This is a genomic window from Mycobacterium sp. AMU20-3851 (genome assembly GCF_043974665.1).
Lineage (GTDB): Bacteria > Actinomycetota > Actinomycetes > Mycobacteriales > Mycobacteriaceae > Mycobacterium.
Genome location: NZ_CP146371.1, coordinates 975,085 through 998,296, shown reverse-complemented (window position 1 = coordinate 998,296; position 23,212 = coordinate 975,085). Strand labels below are relative to the sequence as shown.

Annotated in this window: 25 protein-coding genes; 15 read left to right on the top strand and 10 right to left on the bottom strand. The window is 69.3% G+C overall.

Going from position 1 to position 23,212, the window contains the following annotated elements:
• Positions 1–77: 77 nt before the first annotated feature.
• Positions 78–935: a TatD family hydrolase gene (locus tag V4U86_RS04960; protein WP_395310174.1), complete on the bottom strand. Its 858-nt coding sequence runs from the start codon at positions 933–935 to the stop codon at positions 78–80.
• Between the two features lie 24 nt (positions 936–959).
• Here V4U86_RS04960 and metG point away from each other — a divergent pair, with 24 nt between their 5' ends.
• The 5 genes from metG to V4U86_RS04935 all read left to right on the top strand — a co-directional run bounded on the left by metG (position 960) and on the right by V4U86_RS04935 (position 7,264).
• Positions 960–2,534, top strand: coding sequence for a methionine--tRNA ligase (metG, locus tag V4U86_RS04955; protein ID WP_395310173.1), 1,575 nt, complete (start codon positions 960–962; stop codon positions 2,532–2,534).
• A 1-nt stretch (position 2,535) separates the two neighbouring features.
• Positions 2,536–3,882, top strand: coding sequence for an NADP-specific glutamate dehydrogenase (gdhA, locus tag V4U86_RS04950; protein WP_395310172.1), 1,347 nt, complete (start codon positions 2,536–2,538; stop codon positions 3,880–3,882).
• A gap of 88 nt (positions 3,883–3,970) precedes the next feature.
• Positions 3,971–5,131 carry an NAD(P)/FAD-dependent oxidoreductase gene (locus tag V4U86_RS04945; protein ID WP_395310171.1) on the top strand — a complete coding sequence of 387 codons (1,161 nt, stop codon included), beginning with the start codon at positions 3,971–3,973 and terminating at the stop codon, positions 5,129–5,131.
• Positions 5,128–6,012, top strand: a complete 885-nt coding sequence (locus V4U86_RS04940; RefSeq protein WP_395310170.1) for an RNA polymerase sigma-70 factor — start codon at positions 5,128–5,130, stop codon at positions 6,010–6,012. The genes V4U86_RS04945 and V4U86_RS04940 overlap by 4 nt, the downstream gene beginning before the upstream one ends.
• Positions 6,013–6,031: 19 nt before the next feature.
• Positions 6,032–7,264 (top strand): aminodeoxychorismate synthase component I, encoded by a 1,233-nt coding sequence (locus tag V4U86_RS04935; protein WP_395310169.1) that lies wholly within the window; start codon positions 6,032–6,034, stop codon positions 7,262–7,264.
• Here V4U86_RS04935 and V4U86_RS04930 read toward each other — a convergent pair.
• Positions 7,209–7,949 carry an alpha/beta fold hydrolase gene (locus V4U86_RS04930; protein ID WP_395310168.1) on the bottom strand — a complete coding sequence of 247 codons (741 nt, stop codon included), beginning with the start codon at positions 7,947–7,949 and terminating at the stop codon, positions 7,209–7,211. The two genes, V4U86_RS04935 and V4U86_RS04930, sit on opposite strands and share 56 nt — an antisense overlap.
• 18 nt (positions 7,950–7,967) lie before the next feature.
• A complete protein-coding gene (gene rsmI / locus V4U86_RS04925) occupies positions 7,968–8,804 on the bottom strand; it encodes a 16S rRNA (cytidine(1402)-2'-O)-methyltransferase (RefSeq protein ID WP_395310167.1) in 837 nt (278 codons plus the stop codon).
• A 24-nt stretch (positions 8,805–8,828) separates the two neighbouring features.
• On the opposite strand from rsmI, the gene V4U86_RS04920 reads away from it, so the two are divergent.
• On the top strand, positions 8,829–10,367 hold the full coding sequence (locus tag V4U86_RS04920; protein ID WP_395310166.1) for a dolichyl-phosphate-mannose--protein mannosyltransferase: 1,539 nt from the start codon (positions 8,829–8,831) through the stop codon (positions 10,365–10,367).
• A 148-nt stretch (positions 10,368–10,515) separates the two neighbouring features.
• A complete protein-coding gene (locus tag V4U86_RS04915; protein WP_395310165.1) occupies positions 10,516–11,382 on the top strand; it encodes a hypothetical protein in 867 nt (288 codons plus the stop codon).
• A 45-nt stretch (positions 11,383–11,427) separates the two neighbouring features.
• On the opposite strand, the gene V4U86_RS04910 is transcribed toward V4U86_RS04915, so the two are convergent.
• A complete protein-coding gene (locus tag V4U86_RS04910) occupies positions 11,428–12,543 on the bottom strand; it encodes an arginine deiminase family protein (RefSeq protein WP_395310164.1) in 1,116 nt (371 codons plus the stop codon).
• 34 nt (positions 12,544–12,577) lie between these two features.
• Between V4U86_RS04910 and soxR the strand changes: the two genes are divergently transcribed.
• Entirely contained in the window at positions 12,578–13,009 is a 432-nt protein-coding gene (soxR, locus tag V4U86_RS04905) for a redox-sensitive transcriptional activator SoxR (RefSeq protein WP_395310163.1), read from the top strand.
• Positions 13,010–13,040: 31 nt separating this feature from the next.
• Positions 13,041–13,649 (top strand): alpha-ketoglutarate-dependent dioxygenase AlkB, encoded by a 609-nt coding sequence (locus V4U86_RS04900; protein ID WP_395310162.1) that lies wholly within the window; start codon positions 13,041–13,043, stop codon positions 13,647–13,649.
• Here the strand turns inward: V4U86_RS04900 and V4U86_RS04895 are convergent.
• Entirely contained in the window at positions 13,646–14,302 is a 657-nt protein-coding gene (locus V4U86_RS04895) for a DUF5642 family protein (protein ID WP_395310161.1), read from the bottom strand. The genes V4U86_RS04900 and V4U86_RS04895 overlap by 4 nt on opposite strands.
• A 10-nt stretch (positions 14,303–14,312) precedes the next feature.
• Positions 14,313–14,978: a DUF5642 family protein gene (locus V4U86_RS04890; RefSeq protein WP_395310160.1), complete on the bottom strand. Its 666-nt coding sequence runs from the start codon at positions 14,976–14,978 to the stop codon at positions 14,313–14,315.
• A gap of 103 nt (positions 14,979–15,081) precedes the next feature.
• Here V4U86_RS04890 and V4U86_RS04885 point away from each other — a divergent pair, with 103 nt between their 5' ends.
• Positions 15,082–15,786, top strand: coding sequence for an LpqN/LpqT family lipoprotein (locus V4U86_RS04885; RefSeq protein WP_395310159.1), 705 nt, complete (start codon positions 15,082–15,084; stop codon positions 15,784–15,786).
• Between the two features lie 3 nt (positions 15,787–15,789).
• On the opposite strand, the gene V4U86_RS04880 is transcribed toward V4U86_RS04885, so the two are convergent.
• Together V4U86_RS04880 and V4U86_RS04875 are read right to left on the bottom strand one after the other, a co-directional pair.
• Positions 15,790–16,617 carry a shikimate 5-dehydrogenase gene (locus V4U86_RS04880; protein WP_395310158.1) on the bottom strand — a complete coding sequence of 276 codons (828 nt, stop codon included), beginning with the start codon at positions 16,615–16,617 and terminating at the stop codon, positions 15,790–15,792.
• Positions 16,617–17,615 carry a GNAT family N-acetyltransferase gene (locus V4U86_RS04875; RefSeq protein ID WP_395310157.1) on the bottom strand — a complete coding sequence of 333 codons (999 nt, stop codon included), beginning with the start codon at positions 17,613–17,615 and terminating at the stop codon, positions 16,617–16,619. Before V4U86_RS04875 ends, V4U86_RS04880 begins: the two co-directional genes overlap by 1 nt.
• 131 nt (positions 17,616–17,746) lie before the next feature.
• On the opposite strand from V4U86_RS04875, the gene V4U86_RS04870 reads away from it, so the two are divergent.
• The 4 genes from V4U86_RS04870 to V4U86_RS04855 are packed head-to-tail and all read left to right on the top strand — an operon-like array spanning position 17,747 to position 20,325.
• Positions 17,747–18,394, top strand: a complete 648-nt coding sequence (locus V4U86_RS04870; RefSeq protein ID WP_395310156.1) for a TetR family transcriptional regulator — start codon at positions 17,747–17,749, stop codon at positions 18,392–18,394.
• Between the two features lie 37 nt (positions 18,395–18,431).
• Entirely contained in the window at positions 18,432–18,818 is a 387-nt protein-coding gene (locus V4U86_RS04865) for a carboxymuconolactone decarboxylase family protein (protein WP_395310155.1), read from the top strand.
• Complete coding sequence (locus V4U86_RS04860) at positions 18,815–19,717, top strand: NAD(P)-dependent oxidoreductase (RefSeq protein WP_395310154.1); 903 nt, start codon at positions 18,815–18,817, stop codon at positions 19,715–19,717. Before V4U86_RS04865 ends, V4U86_RS04860 begins: the two co-directional genes overlap by 4 nt.
• The gene (locus V4U86_RS04855) at positions 19,714–20,325 is read left to right on the top strand and encodes a carboxymuconolactone decarboxylase family protein (RefSeq protein WP_395310153.1); all 612 of its coding nucleotides are present in this window, start codon (positions 19,714–19,716) and stop codon (positions 20,323–20,325) included. The genes V4U86_RS04860 and V4U86_RS04855 overlap by 4 nt, the downstream gene beginning before the upstream one ends.
• On the opposite strand, the gene V4U86_RS04850 is transcribed toward V4U86_RS04855, so the two are convergent.
• Entirely contained in the window at positions 20,304–21,953 is a 1,650-nt protein-coding gene (locus V4U86_RS04850) for an alpha/beta hydrolase fold domain-containing protein (RefSeq protein ID WP_395310152.1), read from the bottom strand. The two genes, V4U86_RS04855 and V4U86_RS04850, sit on opposite strands and share 22 nt — an antisense overlap.
• Before the next feature lie 251 nt (positions 21,954–22,204).
• Between V4U86_RS04850 and V4U86_RS04845 the strand changes: the two genes are divergently transcribed.
• Positions 22,205–22,396, top strand: coding sequence for a hypothetical protein (locus V4U86_RS04845; protein ID WP_395310151.1), 192 nt, complete (start codon positions 22,205–22,207; stop codon positions 22,394–22,396).
• On the opposite strand, the gene V4U86_RS04840 is transcribed toward V4U86_RS04845, so the two are convergent.
• A complete protein-coding gene (locus V4U86_RS04840; RefSeq protein ID WP_395310150.1) occupies positions 22,393–23,181 on the bottom strand; it encodes a hypothetical protein in 789 nt (262 codons plus the stop codon). The two genes, V4U86_RS04845 and V4U86_RS04840, sit on opposite strands and share 4 nt — an antisense overlap.
• Positions 23,182–23,212 lie beyond the last annotated feature (31 nt).

Genomic DNA, 23,212 nt, shown 5'->3' with positions numbered 1-23,212 from the left:
TGAACGCGGCACCCCGTGCGGTCGGGTGACCGCCTCCAGTAATCCAGGTTCGATAACAGGACGGTAACGAATATCCGTTACGCGCGCCAATCGGACACGGTACCCAATCCGTAGGCGCGAACCGCATTCGTCCAGGTCAGCTCCGCGACCTCGGTGGCATCCCGGTTCAGGACGTCGGCCAGTGCGCGCACGGTGTACGGCAGGCAGTACGACTCGTTGACGGCGCCGCGGAACGGATGCGGGGTGAGGAAGGGCGCATCCGTCTCCACCAGCAGCAGCTCGTCGGGCACCACGGCGGCCGCCTCGCGCAGATCGTGCGCGTTCCGGAAACTGACCGTGCCGGACAGGCTGATCAGCCAACCGTTCCCTGCGCAAGTACGCGCCATCTCGGCGCCGGAGGAGAAACAGTGGAAGATCACCGTCTCCGGTGCCCCCTCGGCGGCCAGCACGTCGAGCACCTCGGCGTCGGCGTCCCGGTTGTGGATCATCAGCGGTTTCCCGGTGCGCTTGGCCAGGTCGATGTGCCAGGCGAAGGCCTCGCGCTGCTCGGCCGGATCGGCGCAGCCGTCCAGCTTGCCGGGCCAGTACATGTCCATCCCGGTCTCGCCGACCGCCACCACCCGCGGCTGCCCGGCCAGCTGCTCGAGCTCGGCCTTCGCGGCGTCATCCAAGGCGTTGGCCCGGGTGGGGTGCAGTGCGACGGCCGCGTACACCCGCCGATCCCAGCCGGCGGCCGCCGCGGCCCAACGGGCCGCGTCCAGATCGTCGGCGATGGTCACGACGGCCTGCACCCCGACGGCACCGGCCCGGTCCAGGATGGCCGCGACGTCCTCGGCGGTTTCGGCGCCGCAGGCGTCCAGATGGGTGTGCGCATCGATCAGCGGGGCCAGTGGCTCCGGGGCGGGCGGGGACTCCCGACGTTTTTTCGAGCTCACGGCAACACCATAAGGTGAGACCAAATGACTGAGTCTTCTGTGTCCGCCGCAGCGCGCACGTTCTACGTCACGACGGCCATCGCCTACCCCAACGGCGACCCGCACATCGGGCACGCCTACGAGTACATCGCCACCGACGCGATCGCCCGGTTCAAGCGGCTCGACGGCTACGACGTCCGCTACCTGACCGGCACCGACGTGCACGGCCTGAAGATGGCCGAGACGGCCGCCAAGCTCGGGATCACCGCCGCGGAGCTGGCCAAGCGCAACTCCGATGTGTTCGAGCGGATGCAGGAACGCCTCGGCGCCTCCTACGACCGGTTCATCCGCACCTCGGACGCCGACCACTTCGAGGCGTCCAAGGAGATCTGGCGGCGGATGAACGAGGCCGGTGACATCTACCTGGGCAGCTATCAGGGCTGGTACTCGGTGCGCGACGAGCGGTTCTTCACCGAGGACGAGACCGAAGTGGCGCCCGACGGGACGCGCACCGCGATCGAGACCGGCACCGAGGTGACCTGGACCGAGGAGCAGACCTACTTCTTCAAGTTGTCGGAGTACGCCGACCGGCTGCTGGCCCACTACGCGGCACACCCGGAGTTCATCGGCCCGGATGTGCGGCGCAACGAGGTGGTCAGCTTCGTCTCCGGCGGGCTGCGCGATCTGTCCATCTCGCGCACCACCTTCGACTGGGGCGTGCCGGTACCGGATCACCCCGACCACGTGATGTACGTGTGGGTCGACGCGCTGACGAATTACCTGACCGGCGTGGGTTTCCCGGACACCGCCTCGGAGTCGTTCGGCAAGTACTGGCCGGCCGATCTGCACATGATCGGCAAGGACATCATCCGATTCCACACGGTGTACTGGCCGGCGTTCCTGATGTCGGCCGGAATCCCTTTGCCCAAGCGGGTTTTCGCGCACGGGTTCATCAACGTCAAGGGCGAGAAGATGAGCAAGTCGCTGGGCAACGTGGTGGATCCACTGGTGCTCGTCGACACCTTCGGCGTGGACGCGGTGCGGTATTTCTTCCTGCGCGAAGTGCCCTTCGGCCAGGACGGCAGTTACAGCGAGGAAGCCATCATCGGGCGCGTCAACGCCGATCTGGCCAACGAGTTGGGAAATCTCGCGCAGCGGTCACTGTCGATGGTGGCCAAGAACCTCGACGGCGTGGTGCCGGAACCGGGACCCTTCACCGCCGAGGACGAGGCGCTGCTCGCCGCCGCCGACGCGCTGCCCGAACGGGTCCGCGCGTGCTTCGACGAGCAGGCCATGCATCTTGCGCTGGATGCCATCTGGTCGGTGCTGTCCGCCGCCAACAAGTACTTCTCCGCCCAGGAGCCGTGGGTGCTGCGCAAGACCGACCCGGCCCGGATGGCCACCGTGCTCTACACGACGCTGGAGACCGTCCGCATCGCCACGCTGCTGAGCCAGCCGGTGATGCCCACCTCCACCGCCAAACTGCTCGACCTGCTGGGCCAACCGGCGGATCGGCGAGACTTCACCGCCCTCGGCGCCCGCCTGGCCGCCGGAGCCGCTTTACCCACCCCGGAAGGGGTGTTCCCGCGGTATCAGGCCCCTGAGAAGAACACGGAGTGAGATGAGCGGCATGCACCAGAAATTGCACGACCTCTATGACGAAGTAGCCCAGCGCAATCCGGGCGAAACGGAGTTCCACCAGGCGGTCTACGAGGTCCTAACCAGCCTCGGCCCGGTCGTCATCAAGCATCCGGAGTACGCCGACAACGCGGTGATCCGCCGGCTGTGCGAACCCGAGCGGCAGATCATCTTCCGGGTGCCCTGGATCGACGATTCCGGCGCCGTGCAGATCAACCGGGGCTTCCGCGTCGAGTTCAACTCCGCGCTCGGACCGTTCAAGGGCGGCTTGCGTTTCCACCCCTCGGTGTACCTGGGCATCGTGAAGTTCCTGGGCTTCGAGCAGATCTTCAAGAACTCGCTGACCGGCCTGCCCATCGGCGGCGGCAAGGGCGGCTCGGACTTCGACCCGAAGGGCCGCTCGGACAACGAGATCATGCGGTTCTGCCAGTCCTTCATGACCGAGCTCTACCGCCACATCGGCGAGTACACCGACGTTCCGGCCGGCGACATCGGTGTCGGTTCCCGCGAGATCGGTTACCTGTTCGGCCAGTACAAGCGGATCACCAATCGCTGGGAGGCCGGCGTGCTGACCGGCAAGGGACTCACCTGGGGCGGCTCCCAGGTCCGCACCGAGGCCACCGGATACGGAACGGTGTTCTTCGTCGACGAGATCCTGCGGGCCAACTCCGATTCCTTCGACGGCAAGCGCGTCGTGGTCTCCGGCTCCGGCAACGTGGCCATCTACGCGATCGAGAAGGTGCAGGCGCTCGGCGGCACCGTGGTCGCCTGCTCGGACTCCAGCGGGTACATCGTGGACGACAAGGGCATCGACCTGCATCTGCTCAAGGAGATCAAGGAGGTGCGCCGCGGCCGGATCACCGAGTACTCCGACGCCCGCAGCCACGCGCACTTCGTGACCGGCCGCAGCGTGTGGCAGGTGCCCTGTGACATCGCGTTGCCGTGCGCCACCCAGAACGAGCTGTCCGGGACGGACGCGACCGCCCTGATCGAATCCGGATGCCGGATCGTGGCCGAGGGCGCCAACATGCCGTGTACCCCCGAGGCGGTGAAGTACTTCGGCGAGGCCGGGGTGACGTTCGCCCCCGGTAAGGCGGCCAATGCCGGCGGGGTGGCGACCAGCGCACTGGAGATGCAGCAGAACGCTTCCCGTGATTCCTGGACGTTCGCCGAGACCGAGGAGCGACTGGCCGAGATCATGGGCCGCATCCATGCCAACTGCCTGACCACCGCCGATGACTACGGCCAGCCCGGCAACTACGCGGCCGGCGCCAACATCGCCGGATTCATCCGGGTGGCCGACGCGATGGGGGCGCTGGGTCTGATCTAGTGATGTAGGCCACAATTGCCGCTGCGGTGTCACACCCCGGTCGGCGCCGGTGTCTTGAGGGCGTAACGATCTCAGACAGGAGAGCACCATGACCGACAAGACCCGCGTCATCGTCATCGGCGGCGGATACGCCGGCGTGCTGGCCGCCAACCACCTGCTGCAGCGGGCGGACATCGACGTCATCCTGGTCAACGCCCGACCAAAGTTCGTCGAACGCATCCGGCTGCACCAGCTCGCGGTCGGCAACGACGACGCCGTCGCCGACTACGGCGAACTGCTCGGTGAGCGGGTGCGGCTGGTGGTGGACACGGTGACCCGCATCGACTCCGCCGACCGCCGCCTCGAGCTGGCCTCCGGAACCGTCCTGGGCTACGACTACCTGATCTATGCGGTCGGCAGCAAAAGCGGTGCCGCACCCGAATTCGCTTACCGGCTCAGCGAATTGGAGGATGCTCAGCGGCTCGCCGCACGCCTGCAGGACGTCCCGGCGTCGGCACCGTTGGTGGTCGTCGGCGGCGGGCTGACCGGTATCGAAGCGGCTTCGGAGTTCGCCGGGTCCGGCGCCGTACGTCCGGTGACGCTGGTCGCCGGACCGGTCCTCGGACCGTCGCTGAGCGGGCCGGGCCGCAAGTCGGTCGCCAAGCAACTCGCCAAACTGGGCGTGACCGTCATCGAAGGTCCGACCGTGACCGAGGTCGACGCCCACCAGGTCACCCTGTCCGACGGACGCACGCTGGCCAGTGCGGCCACCGTGTGGACAGCCGGGTTCGGGGTGCCCGAACTGGCCGCCGAGAGCGGTTTGCGCACCGACGAGCTGGGCCGGCTGCTCACCGACGAGACACTGACCAGCATCGACGACGACCGGATGGTCGCCGCGGGCGATGCCGCCGCACCGTCGGGTCTGCCGCTGCGGATGAGCTGCCAGGCGGCCCTGCCGCTGGGCGCCCAGGCCGCCAATACGGTGCTGGCGCGTCTGGCCGGAACCGAGCCGGCCCCGGTCAACCAGGCCTTCACCGGGCAGTGCATCAGCATCGGCCGCGACGGCGGCACCATCCAGCTGGCCCGCACCGATGACACCGTGATCCGGCTCTACATCGGCGGCCGCACCGCGGCGCTGATCAAGGAACAGGTGTGCCGCGGCACGCTGTCGTTCCTGCGCAAGGAAGCCCGCAAGCCCGGCGCCTACTTCTGGCTCAAGGGCGGCAAGCGGGCACAGCGGCTGGCCGAAACCCAGGCCGTCCAGGCATGACCGAACACGCCGAGCGGTTCACCGCCCTGCGGCCGCTGCTGTTCACCATCGCCTACGAAATCCTGGGCTCGGCAACCGAATCCGATGACGTGCTGCAGGAGAGCTATTTGCGCTGGGCGGAGGTGGATCTGGATACGGTGCGCGACACCAAGTCGTATCTGGCCCAGCTGGTGACCAGGCAGGCCCTCAACGCGTTGCGCGCGGCGGCGCGGCGGCGTGAGGAGTACGTCGGCCCGTGGTTGCCCGAACCGCTGCTGGTGGACGCGCAGGATGCCGGCTCGGATGTGATTCTGGCCGAGTCGGTGTCGATGGCGATGATGGTCGTGCTGGAGACGCTGACCCCCGACGAACGCGCAGTGTTCGTGCTGCGGGAGGTGTTCGGGTTCGGACACGACGAAATCGCCGCTGCGGTCGGCAAGTCCACGGCCGCGGTGCGTCAGCTGGCGCACCGCGCCCGCGAGCACGTGCACGCCCGGCGCAAGCGATTCGAACCGGCGGACGCCACCGTCACCGAACAGCTCACCGCCCAGTTCTTCATGACCGCGGCCACCGGAGACGTCAACGCACTCATCGCGATGCTGGCCCCGGATGTGGTGTGGACGGCCGACAGCGACGGGCGGGTCAGTGCCGCGCGGCGCCCGGTGCACGGCGCGGACCGGGTGGCCCGGCTCATCCTCGGGCTGTTCCGGACTGCGGGCGACGAGGGACGCGTCGAACTGGCCAGCTACAACAATGCGCCGGCGCTCAAGCTCTACCTCGGCGAAAGTTTCGAGGGCATCATCACCGTCGAGATCACCGACGGCCGGATCTCGCACTTCTACGCGATGCGCAACCCGGAGAAACTGGTCACCGCGACCATCCCCCGCGCGATCAGCCGCTAGCTTCTGACACGCTAGGTCGGTGCGAATCGACCGACTCGGCCCACTCGGGGATGCCCCCGGGGTCCTGCGCTGGGTCGCCGACGCCGCCCGCCGTCGCGGTCTGCCCGGCCCGGCGGCGTTGATCGGTGAGTGGTTCGGGTCCAAGGCCGTCATCGCCCCGTCACTGGACGCGGTGCCGGCCACCGGCGTGTTCGACGCCCCACCCGGGGAGTCGACCGCTGTCGGCGGCGGCTGGTTCGGCTACCTGTCCTACCCGGACGGCCACGGCATTCCCCGCATCCCGGCGGCCGCGGGCGGTTGGTCCGACGCGGTGCTGCGCCAGGACGTCGACGGCCTGTGGTGGCATGAAAGCCTCTCCGGCGCAGCGCTTCCCGACTGGCTGTCCGGGATCGGCGAGTCCAGGCCCGGGCGCTACTCGATGGCGTGGACCGCGCCCGACCGCGACACCCACCTGGCCGGGGTGACGACCTGCCTGGAGGCCATCGCCGCCGGCGAGGTGTACCAGGCCTGCGTGTGCACGCAGTTCCGCGGCCGGATCACCGGCGACCCACTGGACTTCTTCGTCGACGCGGTGGCCCGGACCGCGCCGTCCCGGGCCGCCTACGTCGCCGGTGACTGGGGCGCGGTGGCCTCGCTGTCGCCGGAGCTGTACCTGCGCAGGCGCGGCGAGTCGGTCGCCTCCAGCCCGATCAAAGGCACACTGCCGCTGCATGAATCGCCGGCGCGGTTGCGCGCCTCGGTCAAGGACGTCGCCGAGAACATCATGATCGTGGACCTGGTGCGCAACGATCTGGGTCGCCTCGCGGTCACCGGGTCGGTCACCGTCCCGGAACTGCTGCGGGTGCACCCGGCGCCGGGCGTCTGGCACCTGGTGTCCACGGTCGCCGCGCGTATCCCGGCGCAGATATCGATGGCCGAGGTGCTCGACGCCACCTTCCCGCCGGCCTCGGTGACCGGCACCCCGAAGGGCCGGGCCCGGCAGCTGCTGCTGGACTGGGAGCCGGAACGGCGCGGAATCTACTGCGGTACAGTCGGTTTGGCGTCGCCCAGCGCCGGTACCGAACTGAACGTGGCGATCCGGACCGTCGAATTCGACGCGCACGGGACGGCAGTGCTGGGGGTGGGCGGCGGGATCACCGCCGACTCCGATCCGCTCGCCGAGTGGCAGGAATGCCTGCACAAGGCGGCGGCGATCGTCAATACCGCCGACAACGCTCGACCAGCAGCTCCGCCAGCCGCTCCGGTTCGCTGATCATCAGGTTGTGGCAGGTGTCGATCTCGATCAGGGTCTGCACCCCGCCCAGCGCCGCGATGCTCTTGCGCTGACACCTGGGCGACAACGCGCGATCGCGGGAGGTAAGGATCCAGGTGCGCGGGACCTCGCCCGGCATATCGGCGCGCGACACCGCCTCGTGGATGACTCCGGACGACTCGTCCACCAGCCGGTCCAGACTGAATGTTCGCTGGGAGCGCGTCATCCCGTTCGTATAGGCGTAGGTCGCCCACCACCGCGGAGTCGGACCGGGCGGCACATTCCGGCCGCGGCGCCGGACCAGCATCCCGCCCAGGCCGGAGAGGGTGTCGACCACCGCGCGCCCCTCCGGCGGGACGTGGGAGGCGGCGAACACCATCTCGCGCACTCGCTCCGCACCGAGGCGGGCCGCCACTCCCGGCGCCGTCAGCCCACCCAACGAGTGCGCCACCAGCACGACCTCGCCGAGGCCCGCGGTATCGATATCGCGCACCACAGATTCGGCCCAGTTCGCGATCGTCACCGTGTGCAGATCACCCGGCCGGGTGCGGCGGCCCGGCAGGTCGACGGCAAGCACTTCGATTTCGGGGGCCAGCAGGCCGATGGCGTCGACGGTGAGGTCCCAGCAATCCGCAGCGTGCCCGCCCCCGTGGATCAGAACGAGCCCGGGCGTCGTCGTCCGCATCAGCGCCCCCCGGCAGATTCATTCGCGTGACTTCAACACCGCATCGTAAAGCTCACGCCGTGACGGCGCCCCGGGATTGGCGGCGATCACCTGCGCGCAGGCGTCCTTGACCCGGGCGCCGTCGGAAGCCAGTTCCAGCACCTGCGCCACCAGGGTCGCCAGGTCCGCCTCCGGCACCGCACCGGCCAGCACCACGGTGATCTCGCCGAGCACCCCGTCGGCCGCCCAGTCGGCCAGCTCCCCGAGGGTGCCGCGTTTGATCTCCTCGTGGGTCTTGGTCAGCTCACGGCACACCACCACCGCGCGCTGCGGCCCGAGCGTCTCGACGGCGTCGCGCAGCGTGTCGGCCAGCCGGCGCGGGGACTCGAAGAAGACACAGGTGCGTTGTTCGCCGGCCAGCGCCGTCAGCCAGGTGCGCCGGGCGGACTGCTTGCGTGGCGCGAAGCCTTCGAAGCAGAACCGGTCGGTGGCCAGCCCGGACACGGCCAGCGCCGTCGTCACCGCCGACGGGCCGGGCAGGCAGCTCACCGTCAGACCCGCCTCCACGCACGCGGTCACCAGCCGGTAGCCCGGATCGTTGATCAGCGGCATGCCCGCATCGCTGATCAACAACGCGGTGGCGCCGGCGCGGATCTCGTCGAGCAGATACGGCACCCGGGTCGCCTCGTTCTGGTCGAACAGGCTCAGCACCCGGCCGGCGGGCGTGACATCGAGCGCGGCGGCCAGGCTGCGGGCCCGCCGGGTGTCCTCGGCGGCGACGATGTCCGCGGACGCCAACGCCTCGACCAACCGCTTCGAGGCGTCCCCGGGCTGGCCCAGCGGCGTGGCACCCAGGAGCAGTCGGCCTTCAGTCACCCCCGCAGCCTACGATCGTCGGTGATGACCGCTCCCGACACCGTGCTTCCGGAGCGCGCCGCACCCGTGATCAGCCCGGGCCCGCTCGTGCCGGTGCCGGATTTCGGGCCCGTCGACCGGCTGCAGGGCTGGATCATGACGGCCATCATCGGCGCGCTGGCCGCGCTGACCCGATTCCTGAACCTGGGATCGCCGACCGATGCCGGCACCCCGATCTTCGACGAGAAGCACTACGCGCCGCAGGCCTGGCAGATGCTGGGCAACAACGGGCTGGAGGACAACCCCGGATACGGGCTGGTGGTGCACCCGCCGCTGGCCAAGGGATTGATGGCCGTCGGCGAGGCGATCTTCGGCTACAACGGGCTGGGCTGGCGGTTCTCCGGTGCGGTGTGCGGGGTCGTCATCGTCATCCTCGTGGCCCGGATCGTGCGGCGGATCTCCCGTTCCACGCTGGTCGGGGCGATCGCCGGACTGCTCATCATCGCCGACGGGGTGAGCTTCGTCTCGGCGCGGACCGCGCTGCTGGACGTGTATCTGGTGGTGTTCGCCGTCGCCGCGTTCGGCGCGCTGATCGTGGACCGCGATCAGGTACGGGAACGGATGCACGTCGCGCTCATGGAGGGGCGCATCACCGAGACCCCGTGGGGTCCGCGGCTCGGGGTGCGCTGGTGGCGGTTCGGCGCGGGCGTGCTGCTGGGCCTGGCTTGCGCGACCAAATGGTCCGGCCTGTACTTCATCGCGTTCTTCGGCGTGATGACGCTGGCCTTCGACATCGCCGCGCGGCGCCAGTACCGGGTGCCGCGGCCGTGGCTGGGCGCGCTGCGCCGCGACGCCGGGCCGTCGGTGTACGCCCTGGTGCTCATCCCGTTCGGTGTGTACCTGGCCTCGTATGCGCGTTGGTTCGCCTCCGAGACCGGGGTGTACCGGCACGAGGTCGGCCGCAGTATCGGTGAGGGCGGATTGTTGCCCGACGCCATCCGGTCGCTCTGGTACTACACGTCTTCGGTGTACAAGTTCCATTCCGGGCTGACCAATGCCGCGGGCAACCACCACCCGTGGGAGTCCAAGCCGTGGACCTGGCCGATGTCGTTGCGGCCGGTGCTCTACGCCATCGATCAGCAGAACGTGCCGGGCTGCGGCGCGGAATCGTGCGTGAAGGCGGTGATGCTGGTCGGCACCCCGACCATGTGGTTCATCGCGGTGCCGGTGCTGGCGTGGGCGTGCTGGCGGACGTTCGTGCGCCGCGACTGGCGGTATGCCGCCGTGCTGGTGGGCTATTCGGCCGGATTCCTGCCGTGGTTCATCGACATCGACCGGCAGATGTACTTCTTCTACGCCACCGCGATGGCGCCGTTCCTGGTGATGCTGATCGCGCTGATCCTCGGTGACATCCTGTACCAGCCGAGGCAGAACGCCGAGCGACGGATGCTGGGCCTGATCGCGGTGAGCTGCTATGTGGCGCTGGTGATCACCAACTTCGCCTGGCTGTATCCGATCCTGACCGGGCTGCCGATCTCGCAGAGCACCTGGCAGATGCAGATCTGGCTGCCGTCCTGGCGGTAGTTGTTCCGCCGTTTTCTACGCCAGGGCTGCGATCGAGGGGGATTCGCGACCCTCCCGTAGAAAAACAGTGCGCGTGTTATCCACAGGCGGACGTGAACTCCCACGCTGAGGCTGCAGTCGTGTCGGAGGGGTGCGTGAGCGTTCGCCCATGGACATACCCTTCGTCGGCCCCGAGGCGCTCGGCGCCGGGCAACTCACCCGCGGTCAGTTGCGTTGGCGCTACAACCGGTCTCAGCCGCGGGTGTACCTCCGCACCGGCCAGGCGCGCACCCTGTCGTCCGATACCGTCGCCGCGTGGCTGTGGACGAGTCGGCGGGCGGTGATTGCCGGACGGGCGGCCGCAGCGCTGCACGGCGCGGTGTGGGTCGACGCCGCCACGCCGATCGAGTTGATCACCGCGCATGGCCGCAAACGGCCGGGCATCGTGGTGCGCGAGGAGAAGCTCGGCGAGGACGAGGTCTGCCGGATCGGGGATCTGCCGGTCACCACACCGGCCCGCACCGCGCTGGATCTGGCGCGGTTCCTGCCGCGCAACCAGGCCGTCGCGCATCTGGACGATCTGGCCGCGGCGACCGGTATCGACGCGGCCACCGTACTGGCGCTGGCCGCCAGATATCCCGGGCTGCGCGGCATCCGGAAGGCCCGCATCGCGCTGGACCTGATGGACGCGGGCGCGCAATCGCCGAAGGAGACCTGGCTTCGGTTGGTGCTCATCGACGCGGGCTTCGGCCGGCCGCGCACGCAGATCCCGGTGACCGACGGGTACAGCGAAGCATTCCTGGACATGGGATACGAGGACGGGCGGATCGGATTCGACTACGACGGCGCGATCCATCAGACCGACCGGCGACGATTCGTCCACGACATCGGCCGAGCGGAACTGATCGAGCGGCAGGGCTGGCTCGACATCCACGTGGTCGCCGAGCATTCGACCGGGTTCATCCTGCACCGGGCGCGGGAGGCTTTTGCCCGGCGCGGCCTTCCTGTCCCGCCGTTTTCTACGCGAGGGTCGTGAATCGCCCGCGCGCACGACCCTGGGGTAGAAAACAGCGCAGCAACGCTACACCGGGTCCCGGGCCGCCGGGCAGGTCATGCACCGCGGCCCGCCCCGGCCGGTGCCCGACCCCGCGACGGTCAGCACCTCGATCCCCGAGTCGGCCAGCCGCGCAGTGGTTTGCACGTTGCGCTCGTCGGCGACGACCACACCCGGCGACAAGGCCAGGATGTTGGTCCCGCCGTGCCCGGCCTCGATGACGCGCAGCCGGTCGACGCCCGTCGCCTCGGCGGCGGCCAGCACGAACGGCGCCTCGTCCTCGATCCGCACCCCGTCCGCGGACCGGCGGATGGTGAACGCCGACAACGCATCGACGAAGTCGGGCCGCATCACCACGGCGTCCACGTCGACCATGGTGCAGAGGGTGTCCAGATGCATCCGGCCGACCGGCACCGCCAGCACGGTCTGGGCCAGATCGTCGTCGAACAGGCTGCGCGCCAACGCCTCCGCGGCGGCCGGTGTGGTGCGCTCCCCCACCCCGATCGCGACCACCCCCGGCGCCGGCAGCAGCACATCGCCACCCTCCACCGGCGCCGACCGCGACTCGTAGGCCCGCCGCACCCCGAGGAACCGCGGATGGTGCGCGTAGATCAGATCCGTCAGCGAGGTCTCGCGCGCCCGGGACGGCAGGGACAGCGACGGGATCACCACCCGCGGGCCGACCCAGAACGAGGAGTCGCGGGTGTACATCAGCTGCGGCAGCGGATCGATGACGAAGTCGCCACCATGGTGCATCCGCCGCACCAGCGAGAGCTCATCGGCCGCGAGCGGCACCTCGGCGAACGTCATCCCCGCCATCAGCACATGGGCCAGATCGGCCGGCGTCAGCGTGCGTAGGTAGGCCGAAAGCTCCTGCGCCAGCGGCACTCCCAGCCGACGTGAATCGACGGCCGCGGAGATGCCGTGCATCCGCGCAGCCCCGGAGGCCAGGGCCTGCGCCAGCAGGTCCGCGAGCAGCAGCACCTCGACCCCACGCGAACGCAGGAGCGCGGCCAACCCATCGTGCTCCTGCTGTGCCGTGGCCGCCCGAACCTCATCGAGACCGTGCAGCTCGACCCCCGGCCGGTGCAGGATCACCACGCGCAGCGTGCCGACCTCGGAATCGGAGCCCAAAGCCACCATCCTCGAAACGGTAGCTCAACTATGGTTGAGGTGAATGGAGACGCACGAGCTGACACCGGGTGAGATGTCACTCCGTAGTGGGGTGGCGGTATCCGCGCTGCATTTTTACGAACGCGAAGGCCTGATCAGCTGCCGGCGGACTTCCGGGAACCAGCGCCGCTACCCGCGCGAGACGCTGCGCCGGGTGGCGTTCATCCGGATGTCGCAGCGCCTCGGCATCCCGCTGGCCCGGATCCGCGACGCGCTGGCGACGCTGCCGGAGGACCGGGTTCCCACCAGCAAGGACTGGGCCAGGCTGTCGGCGGGCTGGCGCCAGGATCTCGACGACCGGATCCTGCATCTGCAGCGACTCCGGGACAATCTCGCCGGCTGCATCGGCTGCGGCTGCCTCAGCCTGAAGGCCTGCCAGCTGGCCAATCCCAGTGACGTGCTCGCCGATCACGGACCCGGCGCGGCCAACCTGTAGAAATCGAACGCCTGTGCGATACCCTGGGATGGTGTCTCTGGCCGTTCAAGGGTCGCTCTTCGACCACGAAGAACGTCGTGACCTGGGCGCAGGCGCCTGGATCGACGTGCGCGCCGGCTGGCTCAACGGCTGGCTGGACGGGCAGGCGACGCTGTTCGACGAGCTCATGACCGCCATCCCGTGGCGCGCCGAGCGCCGACAGATGTACGAGCGGGTGCTCGACGTCCCCCGCCTGGTCAGCCATCACGACCTCACCGCGGGCCCGGCACCGCACCCGGCGATCGCCCGGCTGCGCCGGCGACTCAACGATATCTACGCCGGCGAACTCGGGGAACCGTTCACCAGCGCCGGACTGTGCCTGTACCGCGACGGCGCCGACAGCGTGGCCTGGCACGGTGACACCATCGGGCGCAGCAGCACCGAGGACACCATGGTCGCGATCGTCAGCCTCGGCGCGCGACGCACGTTCGCCATGCGCCCGCGCACCGGTGGACGTTCCCTGCGGCTACCGCAGGGGCACGGGGACCTGCTGGTGATGGGCGGATCCTGTCAGCGCACCTGGGAGCACGCCGTCCCGAAGACGGCACGCCCGACCGGTCCGCGGATCAGCATCCAGTTCCGGGTGCGCGACGTCCGTTAACCGCGCACGGCGGCGACCGCCGCGGTGAGCAGATCGCGTGCCTTCTGGGTGTCCACCGGGGCCACCGGGGTGTTCGGCACCACCAGCGGGTTGGCCGTCACGATCACCAGGTAGGAGTCGAAACTCGCGACGTAGTTGAACAATTCACCGCTGTGCGGCTTCCCGTCGACCATGGTCTGCACCACCCGATGGGTCCCCAGCGTGCGGACACCTTCGATCTGCGGAGATTCCACCACTTCGACCAGGCCGCGCACCCCGGGACCGCCGAAGCCGACCTTCTGGCAGTCCGGTCCGGGATCGTTGGGTGGGACCGGTTCCGAGGTCTCCACCGCGATCGCGATGAACCTGTTGCCCTTGCCCTCGGCGGTGGTGGCCGCCATGTTGCCCTGCGCTCCCTGCGGGATGGCAAGTCCGGCGGCGAATTTCGCGCAGGCCGCGGGCTCGACCTTGACCCCGGGCGGCACCGACTGCGGGGCAAGCAGTTTCGGGTCGATTCCGGTGGGTCCGGTGGTGGTCACCTGGAACTCGTCGCCGAAGGTCGACTTCACCTCGAAGACACCGGCAATCCCGGCGTCGGCGTCCGGTTCGGCTGCCGCGCATGCGGTCAGCGCGGCAGCGCAGGCGGTGAGGGCGAGCACCCGTGGGACAGACATCGCCGCCAATCTACCGGCCGGCCCCGCGAATCGCGGTGACCGTCTGCGTGAGAAGGCGCGCGGCGACCTCGGGACCCAGCGCCGGCAGCGCCGAGCCGGGATCGGTGACCACCGTCACCGACGCGACGTATCCCGACTCCAGATAGGCGCTCACGGTGTCGGCATGCGAACGGGTCTCGGTCCCGCCCTCCACGACGGTGGTGGCCACGGCGCTCATCGCGACCGTCGGCGTGTCGTGGATCTGCGGCGGCGCCACCGCGGTCACCGTGGCGGTGGTGCGCCCACCCGTCAGCGTCCACGCCGCGCAGCCGTCGGGCAGCGCGGCGGGTGTCCCGGGCCCGGACACCATGGCGTAGACGATGCCGCCCGGCCCCGAGGCCGACCAGCCGTGTACCGGGGTCCCGGGGGCCGGATCGGCCAGCACGCCGCACTGCGCCGGTGTCGCGGTCCAATCCGGTTTCATCCCCCAGAACGACGCCGGGGCAGCATGATCCGCGAGGTCTCCCACCTCGTAGCCGGGCGGCAGCTCGCTGCGTACCCGCGCCACGGCGGCCGGGTCGACGACGGCCGAGCCCGTCGCGACCGCGGTGCCGGACGTGACCGGCGGTGCGTCCGGTTCCCCGGCACATCCGGCGACGGTCAGGACCGCGCCCAGGACGATCACGTAGCCGCGCATAGCCTGTGGTACCACACGCGGGCCCGCAGAACCCCCGACAACCCGCCGGGCCCCGCGCCGACCGGTAACGTCGCGCACAAGATCGCCCACGACAGGAGACGTGATGAACAAGCAGACGACGGCGCGCGGTGTGGCCGCGGCGGCCGCGGCGCTCAGCCTCGCCCTGGCCGGTTGCGGCTCGGACACCAAGACCGAGACCGACGGCAGTGCCGAAGAGACCACCACCACGTCCGAGACTTCCGCAGCTGCCGAGGCAACCACCAGCGCCGCCGCCGCGCCGGCCGGTGAGAGCTACACGATCGCCGAGTACGTCAAGGACAACAAGATCACCGAGTCTCAGGTGAAGCGCGGCGACCCAGATGCCCCGACGGTGAATCTGCCGATGCCGCCGGGATGGGTCGACGCCGGCCCGGGGACCCCGGCATGGGCGTTCAGTCAGATCGTGTTCGCCGACCCGTCGATGCCGCCCCCGCCGCCGACCATCACCGCGATCATGTCCAAGCTCACCGGTGACGTCGACGGCGCCAAGATCCTGGAGTTCGCGCCCGGCGAGCTGAAGAACCTGCCGGAGTACAACGGCGGCAACGAGGGCCAGCCCGGCAAGCTCGGCGGCTTCGACGCCGTCCAGGTCGGCGGCACCTACGTCAAGGACGGCAAGAACCTGCTCGTCGCCCAGAAGACGACGGTCATCCCCACCGACGGCGGCGTGTTCGTGCTGCAGATCAACGCCGAGGGCACCGAGGAACAGATGGGCCCGCTGATGGACGCCACCGCCGCCATCGACGATCAGACGACGATCCTGCCGTAGGCGTCAGGCCCGCGATATCGCCGACGCGGCCGCGATCTGCTCGGCGGTCGGCCGGACACCGGTGTAGCGCTCGAACTGTTCGGCCGCCTGCAGGGCGATGACCTCGGCGCCGGTGATGACCTTGACCCCCGCCGCGCGGGCGGCGGTGATCACCGGGGTTTCCGAGGGCATCGCCACCACGTCGAACATCGCGTTCGCGGCACCGACCGCGTCGTCGTCGAAGGACTGCTCGCTCTCCTGCGGGGCACCGGCCATCCCGATCGGGGTGACGTTGACCAGGATCGGGGCGCGGCGTGCCCCGACCTCGGGGGCGTAGTCCCAGCCCACCCGGTCGGCCAGCGCGCGGCCGGTGCTGCCGTTGCGGGCCACGATGGTGCCGCCGCCGAAACCGGCGCCGGCGAAGGCCGCGGCCACCGCGTTGGCCATCCCGCCGCTGCCCCGGATGATGACGTGGTCGGCCGGGTCCAGCCCGTGCTGGGCGATGAGGGCTTGCACGGCAGAGTAATCGGTGTTCGACGCGGTCAGCCGGCCGTCGGCGTTGACGATGGTGTTGACCGATTCGATGACCCGCGCCGAGGGCTCGATCTCGTCGACGAGCGCCATCACGTCGGACTTGAACGGCATCGACACCGAGCACCCGCGGATGCCGAGCGCCCGCACCCCGCCGATGGCCGCGGCGATGTCGGTGGTGGTGAACGCCTTGTAGATGAAGTCGAGGCCGAGTTCGTCGTACAGGTAGTTGTGGAACCGGGTACCGATGTTGCTCGGCCGCGCCGCCAGCGAGATGCACAGCCGGGTGTCCTTGTTGATCGGCGGCCTGGCACCCGGCATCAACTCACCGTCCGCATCACGTGCCGCGCCATGTCGGCGATCTGTTGGTAGACGTCGGCACTCATCGTCAACGCGTCCCGCGCGGGCACGTCGACCTCGGTGATCACCACGTTGAGATCATCGCGCACCCAGTGCGCGCCGGCGCGGTCCATGATCGCGCGCATGCTGTAGTTGTCGCTGAGCACCCGCGCGGTGAAACGGGTGACGCCGCCGACGTGCGCGGCCACCGCGAGCGCCTCCATGAGGAAGGTGCCGATGCCCTTGCCCTGGTAGATGTCGGCGACGATGAACGCCACCTCCGCGGTGGTGACCCCGTGGCCCTCCCGCACGAAGCGCGCGTCGGCCACCACCGGCCCGTCCGCACCGGCGGTCATCACCCACACGAAGTGATCCACGTAGTCGACCTCGAACAGGTAGGCCATCAGCGCGGGCGCCGGTGCCCGGGTGCTCTGGAATCGGCGGTACAGGGTCTCGGCGGAGAATTCGATCGGCCCGCCCACGGTGCGCACGTTGTCCCCCGGCAGCACCGGCCGCAGATGCAGGACCAGATGGTCGCGCAGGGCGATCTCGATGGGCGTGATGTAGGTGGCCAGCCGCTGGCGCGCAGTGCGGACCAGCCGTTCCATCACCTTGGGCAGGTGCAGCATCTCGGTGAACGCATCCCGGTTGCCGACCCACCCGGTCAGCTCGCTGCCCGCCACCACGGTGGCGCTGCGCTCGGTGTGGCGCAGCAGGGCGATCTCCCCGACCACGTCACCGTCCCCGAGGTGCGCGACGGTCGCCTCACCGTCGTCGCCGAGGTGGGTGACCGTCACCTCACCGGAGTCGATGAGCAGGAAGGTCAGCGCCGCATCTCCCTGCCGCATCAGCACCTGTCCGGGCGACGCAGCCAACGGTTCGACCTGCGCGGCGAGCGGCAGCAGGGTGTCCGCGGGGCAACCGGCGAAGAACTCCAGAGCGGCCAGTTCGTCGGCACGGACAGCGGTCACACCGGACACCCCACGAGGCTACGGCGGCCAGGTCGGGGTCGGCAACAACCCCGTATCCGGCATTTGCTATGTATTCGCAAAAACAAGCACTTCGGGGGGTTTTCTACGCACGAGTCAGATAGGTGTGGCAAACTCCGCGTATGACACATTCGCTGCGCCGAACTCGCGGGCGCCCTCGAGCAGCTAACGGTGCTGAAACCCGTGAACGGATAATCTCTGCTGCCCGGCAGGTTTTCAGCGAACTTGGCTACGATGCGTCGACGTTTCAGGCGATCGCCGAACGCGCGAATCTCACCCGCCCGGCAATCAATCATTACTTCGCCAACAAGCGAGATCTCTACAGTCATGTGCTGGCAAGCACCAGCACCGTGATGTTCGAGGCCGGTGTAGCCGCCGCGGCGAACGAGACGACTCTGCTCGGCAAACTGTCTTCCTTCATGAACGGGATGCTCGCCGCGCACCGCGAATCCGATTCGGCGGCCGCCTTCCTGGTCACCTCCATGCTTGAGTCGTTCCGCCACCCCGAGCTGAAGAACGACGATTACGCGCCGCGCGAAGATGTGCGCCAGTTCCTGAGCACCGCCGTCAGCGACGCCGTCGAAAACGGCGAGCTCTCCGACGAAGCCGACGCCTCAGCACTGGTCGAGATGTTGCTGGTACTGATGTTCGGGATGGGTTTCTACGCCGGATTCGTGGGCACCGACACCGAGGTGGCCGCGGTACTGGATAAGTTGCAGAGGTTGTTGTCCAACGAACTGTGGCAACTGCAGGAGCCCGCCGCGAGCTGACGCCGCCGGGCCCGCCGACGCGAAGGGTGGACCCGGAATGGACCAGCAGACCTACGACAAGGGTCGCGAGATCCGCAGCGCGGTGCTCGGCGCCGAGTACGTCGAGCGCGCCGCGCAGACCGCCGACGAGTTCTCCCGCCCGTTGCAGGATCTGGTCACCGAGTACTGCTGGGGCGCGGTGTGGGGCCGCGACGGGCTGGAGCTCAAGACCCGCAGCATGCTCAATCTGGCGATGATCGCCACGCTGAACCGGCCGCAGGAGTTGCGCACCCACATCCGCGGCGCCCTGAACAACGGGGTCAGCCGCGAGGAGATGCGCGAGGTGTTCCTCCAGGTGGCCGTCTACGCCGGAGTCCCCGCCGCGGTGGACAGCTTCCGGATCGCCCGGGAGGTCCTCGCCGAGCTGGACGCGGCCGGCGCATGACCGTCGGCTTCATCGGCCTCGGCAACATGGGCTTCCCGATGGCGCGTCGGCTGCTGGACGCCGGCCACCATCTGACGGTGTTCGACACCCGGGCCGAGGTGCTCGACATCGCCGCCGGGCTGGGCGCGACGCCCGCCGCTTCCCCGACCGAGGTCGCCGACCGCGCCGATACCGTGCTGGCCAGTCTGCCCTCGGTGCAGGCCTCCGCCGACGTGGCCGCCGCGGTCGCCGACGGGTCCCGCGTCTCGCACTACATCGACCTGTCGACCGTGGGCGCCCAGCAGGCCGCCCACACCCATACCCGACTGGCCGGCGCCGGGATCGCCGCGCTGGACTGCCCGGTCAGCGGCGGAGTGCGCGGAGCCGAGAACGGCACGCTGGCGGTGATGGTGTCCGGCTCCCGGGAGGCGTTCGAGACGGTGCGCGCCCTGCTGGAGACGCTCGGCCGGCCCATCTTCATCGCCGAGTTGCCCGGGGCCGCGCAGACCATGAAGTTGGCCAACAACCTGCTGGCCGCCACCACCCTGGCCGCCACCGCCGAAGCGGTGGTGCTCGGTGTGAAGGCCGGGCTGGACCCGAGCGTGATGATCGAGGTGTTCAACGCCGGCTCGGGCGCCACCCACGCCAGCCGCGACAAGTTCCCCCGCGCCATCCTGCCGCGCACATTCGACTTCGGCTTCGCGACCGGTCTGATGGTCAAGGACCTCCGGTTGTGCCTGCGGGAGGCCGCCGAGCTTGGTCTGGACCTGCAGGTGTCCGAGGCCGTCGGGCAGCCTTGGGAGGCCGCCCTGGCCGACCAGGGCGCCGACTCGGATTTCACCACCATCATCCGGCCGATCGAGGACGCCGCAGGTGTCATCGTCGACGGCCGCCACGACGAGAGGAACGGCCGTTCATGACCCGCGTTGACCCGCTGCACACCAAGGACTGGCCACCGCAGATGCGCGACGCCCTGGCGGCGATGAACCCGCCGGTGCGCCGTCATCCCCGGCTGCCGACCGAGGGACGCCCCAAGGGCCTCAACGTGCTGGGCGCGATGGCCTATCACCCGGAACTCGCGCGGGCATTCTTCACCTTCAACGGGCACCTGCTGGGGGCCAGCACCCTGACTCCGCGCCAGCGCGAGCTGCTGGTGCTGCGCACCGCGACGCTGCGGCAATCCGAGTACGAGTGGGCTCAGCATGTGGTGATCGCCGGCGACGTCGGCATCTCGGGCGAGGAGGTCGCCGCGATCGAGGCCGGCCCCCAGTCACCGATCTGGTCGGAAATCGACGCCGCGCTGCTGCGCACCGCCGACGAACTCGTCGCCGACGGGGTCATCGGCGACGCCACCTGGGCCACGCTCACCGCGCATCTGGACACCCAGCAGATCCTGGACGCGATCTTCACCGTCGGCGCCTACGAGACGCTGGGGTGGATGCTGCGGTCGTTCGGCGTCGAACTCGACGAGGACGTGCGGACGTATCTGGCCGAGAACGGTCCGGGTCAGGCGATCAGCCCGAGCTGACGGAAGATCGCCTTGCGCACCTTGGGTGCCTGCGAATTGATCGGCAGGCCGCCGATCGGCCAGTCGTGGTACTGCCCGACGCCGACGACGGTGGAGACCGACGCGCCGGCCGCATTCGCCCGCTCGTGGAAGAGCAACGTGTCCGGTAGCACGAATTCCAGCGATCCGACATAGACGGTGGTGGGCGGAAGAGCTTGCAGCACTTCGTCTTCCAGGAACAGCGGACTGATCATCGGGTCCCGCGGATCCAGGCCGTCACCCCAGTGGTTCTCGTCGGCGTAGAACTCCAGATTGTCCAGGTCGAGGATCGGGTCGTCGATGGCGAAGGCATCGGGATTGGACAGCGACAGGTCCGGGGTGAACGACACGAGCACCATCGCCGACGGCAGCTCGTCACCGCGCAGCACCAGGTCGCGGATGGCGCCCAGGGCCAGGTTGGGCCCGGCCGAATCGGCGTAGATGCTCACGTTCTCGGCACCGTCGGTGGCGATCCGGGCGGCGATGAAGTCCGCCATGGCGGGCACGATGTTGACCGCGGCACCGCGCTCGGTGGTGGCCAGCGGATAGATGGGCACCACCACCGTGGCGCCGGTGCGCCGCGCCATATCCGCATAGTCGAGCCAGTGCAGGGCAATGGGTTCCAGGATGAACCCACCGCCGTGCACCGCGATGACGGTCTTGCCCGACGGCTCCGGCGGGACGAACTCCCAGACCTTCCACGACTCGCCGGGAGCAACCTCGAATTCGGTGCGCTTGACCTCGAGGCCGAACTTGGCGAAGAACGGCGGGTTGGAACTGGCCATCGCCTTGCCGAGTTGGCCGTACAGATTCACCCCGATGAACCGCGACACCTCCCGGATCACCCGCAGCGCGGCGACCGCGATCCGATCGAACAGCGTCGGGCCTGCGGTGTAGGTGACGGTGCCGGGCGCCACCGCGGGAACCGCCGATGACGTCTGCACCTGCGAGACCTCCGCGGTGGTCGAGGATCTCGGCTCCAGGTCGCGGCGGGCGAAGGCCGCCAGCGTCCACAGCTGCGGCCCCGCGCCCGGGAGGTGTTTGGACGGTCCCGCGTCGGGACCCAACGATGAACCGGCCGAGGCCTTCTCGACCCGAGCGGACGGTCCGGCGGTGGCGTCGACCTCGGGTTCGGCCGACCGAGGCTGGGGCGCCGCCGTGCCCGGGACGGGCACCGGATCCGGTTCGGGTTCCGCTGCCGCGGGGGTCTGCCCGGGCTTCGGTTGTGCGGGTTCGGGGTCCGTGGACTCCGCCTTCTCAGTGGGTACGGTGACCCGTTCATCGTCGGTGGCGCGCTGGTGGCCGCGGCGCGGCCGGTCCGCGCGCTTGACGGTGCGCCCCTTCGGCGGTTTTGCGGCCGGCTCATCTTCGGCGGCGTCCGGTTCGGAGGCGTCCGGGTTGGCGGTCTCGGCCGGCTTCTGCGGCGCCGGGGAGGTGTCGTCGGGCGCCGACGACTCCGCAGATTCCGCGGAACTCGGCGCCGAATCGGTGGCTGCGGGGCCACCCTCGTCGGCGTGGGCGACCCCCGCGCCCCATCCCGCGACCGCCGCGCCCACCCCCAGCGCGACCGCAAGTGCACCGACCCGACCCACGTATTTCTCGACCCCCATACCGATATCCCTACCGAAATCCCGCGGCATCCGTGACGGTTTCGACCGGTTTTCCTCCGTTTGCCGACAGAATCGTTTCCGCAGGCAACAACCTTTGCGTCAATTAGCGGGTTTCGTTCGATATGCGCACGCGCCGGGGCTGTGTGACGCGGCTCTCATGCCCAGGATGGGGCCGTCTCCTACCACGGTCGCAATTCAAGATCGCCCCCGGGCACGATGCTCCGGCCCCGCCGGGTTCGTAGCGTCGAATCATGACACAGGCACAACCCTTACGAGGGTCTCCGATCAGTTCGATACCGTTGCCACGCATCAATTCTCGGCGCTGGGTGGCACGGCTGGCGGCGTCCGTGCGCCAGTGGCAACGCAACGCCGATTACCGCGCCGTGAAGCGGGAGGCGTTCATGGAGGACGCCGCCATGGCCCGCGAGATGTACCGGCTCTAACCGCTGGCCGATTCAAGTATCCCGACGAACTCCCGCAGCGGATCCGGTGAGGTCGCCGCGTCACCGATGAACGGGTGCGCCAACTGCAGGATCAGGAACAGGTTGGTGGCCACCAGGACCCCGACTATCGCCACCATCGGATAGTGCAGCGACGGCCTCTCCACGCCGTAGACAATGGCGGTGCCCAGCACCAGCGCGCTGGTCAGGAAGATGACCGCCCACAGGGGCCAGGGCGCGCCGTCGTCGTCACGAGCCTGCAGCAACCGCACCGTCCGGGCCTGGCTGACCTTGTCGAGGTTGGTCAAAGACGTTGCCAGACGCGTCTTCTGCGTGTCCGTCGCCGGGACGACCTGTTCGTAGGCCCGGTAGAGGCCGGCCAGCGCGCGGTCCGCCTCCGCACTACGGTCGCCCGTACCGGGCCATTCCGCCAGCGCCGCCTTCCCGTAGGTCAGCAGCGCGGCGCGCAGATGCCCGGCCTCCTGGTCACCGAAAATGACGGTGTCTCTTGCCAGCTGCACCGCCGCTGCCCCCTCGGCGCGGACGTTGGCGTCAGCGGTGTTGATGTGGCCCCACATCGCCGAGACGACGAACCCGATGAAGAACGCGTAGACGAAGCCGATCACCCCGTAGGTGAACCGGGTGACGTCGTTGTGGTCCTCGCCCGTCAGGTGCGGGAACCGGCGGCGCACGACGCGCTGCAGCAGCACCGACCCGCCGGCCACCACGACGATCAGGATGACGAGCAGCCAGCCGGCCGGGATGTGGCTGACCAGCCATGCACTCATGGGCTGACTGTACGGCTACATCCGCGATATC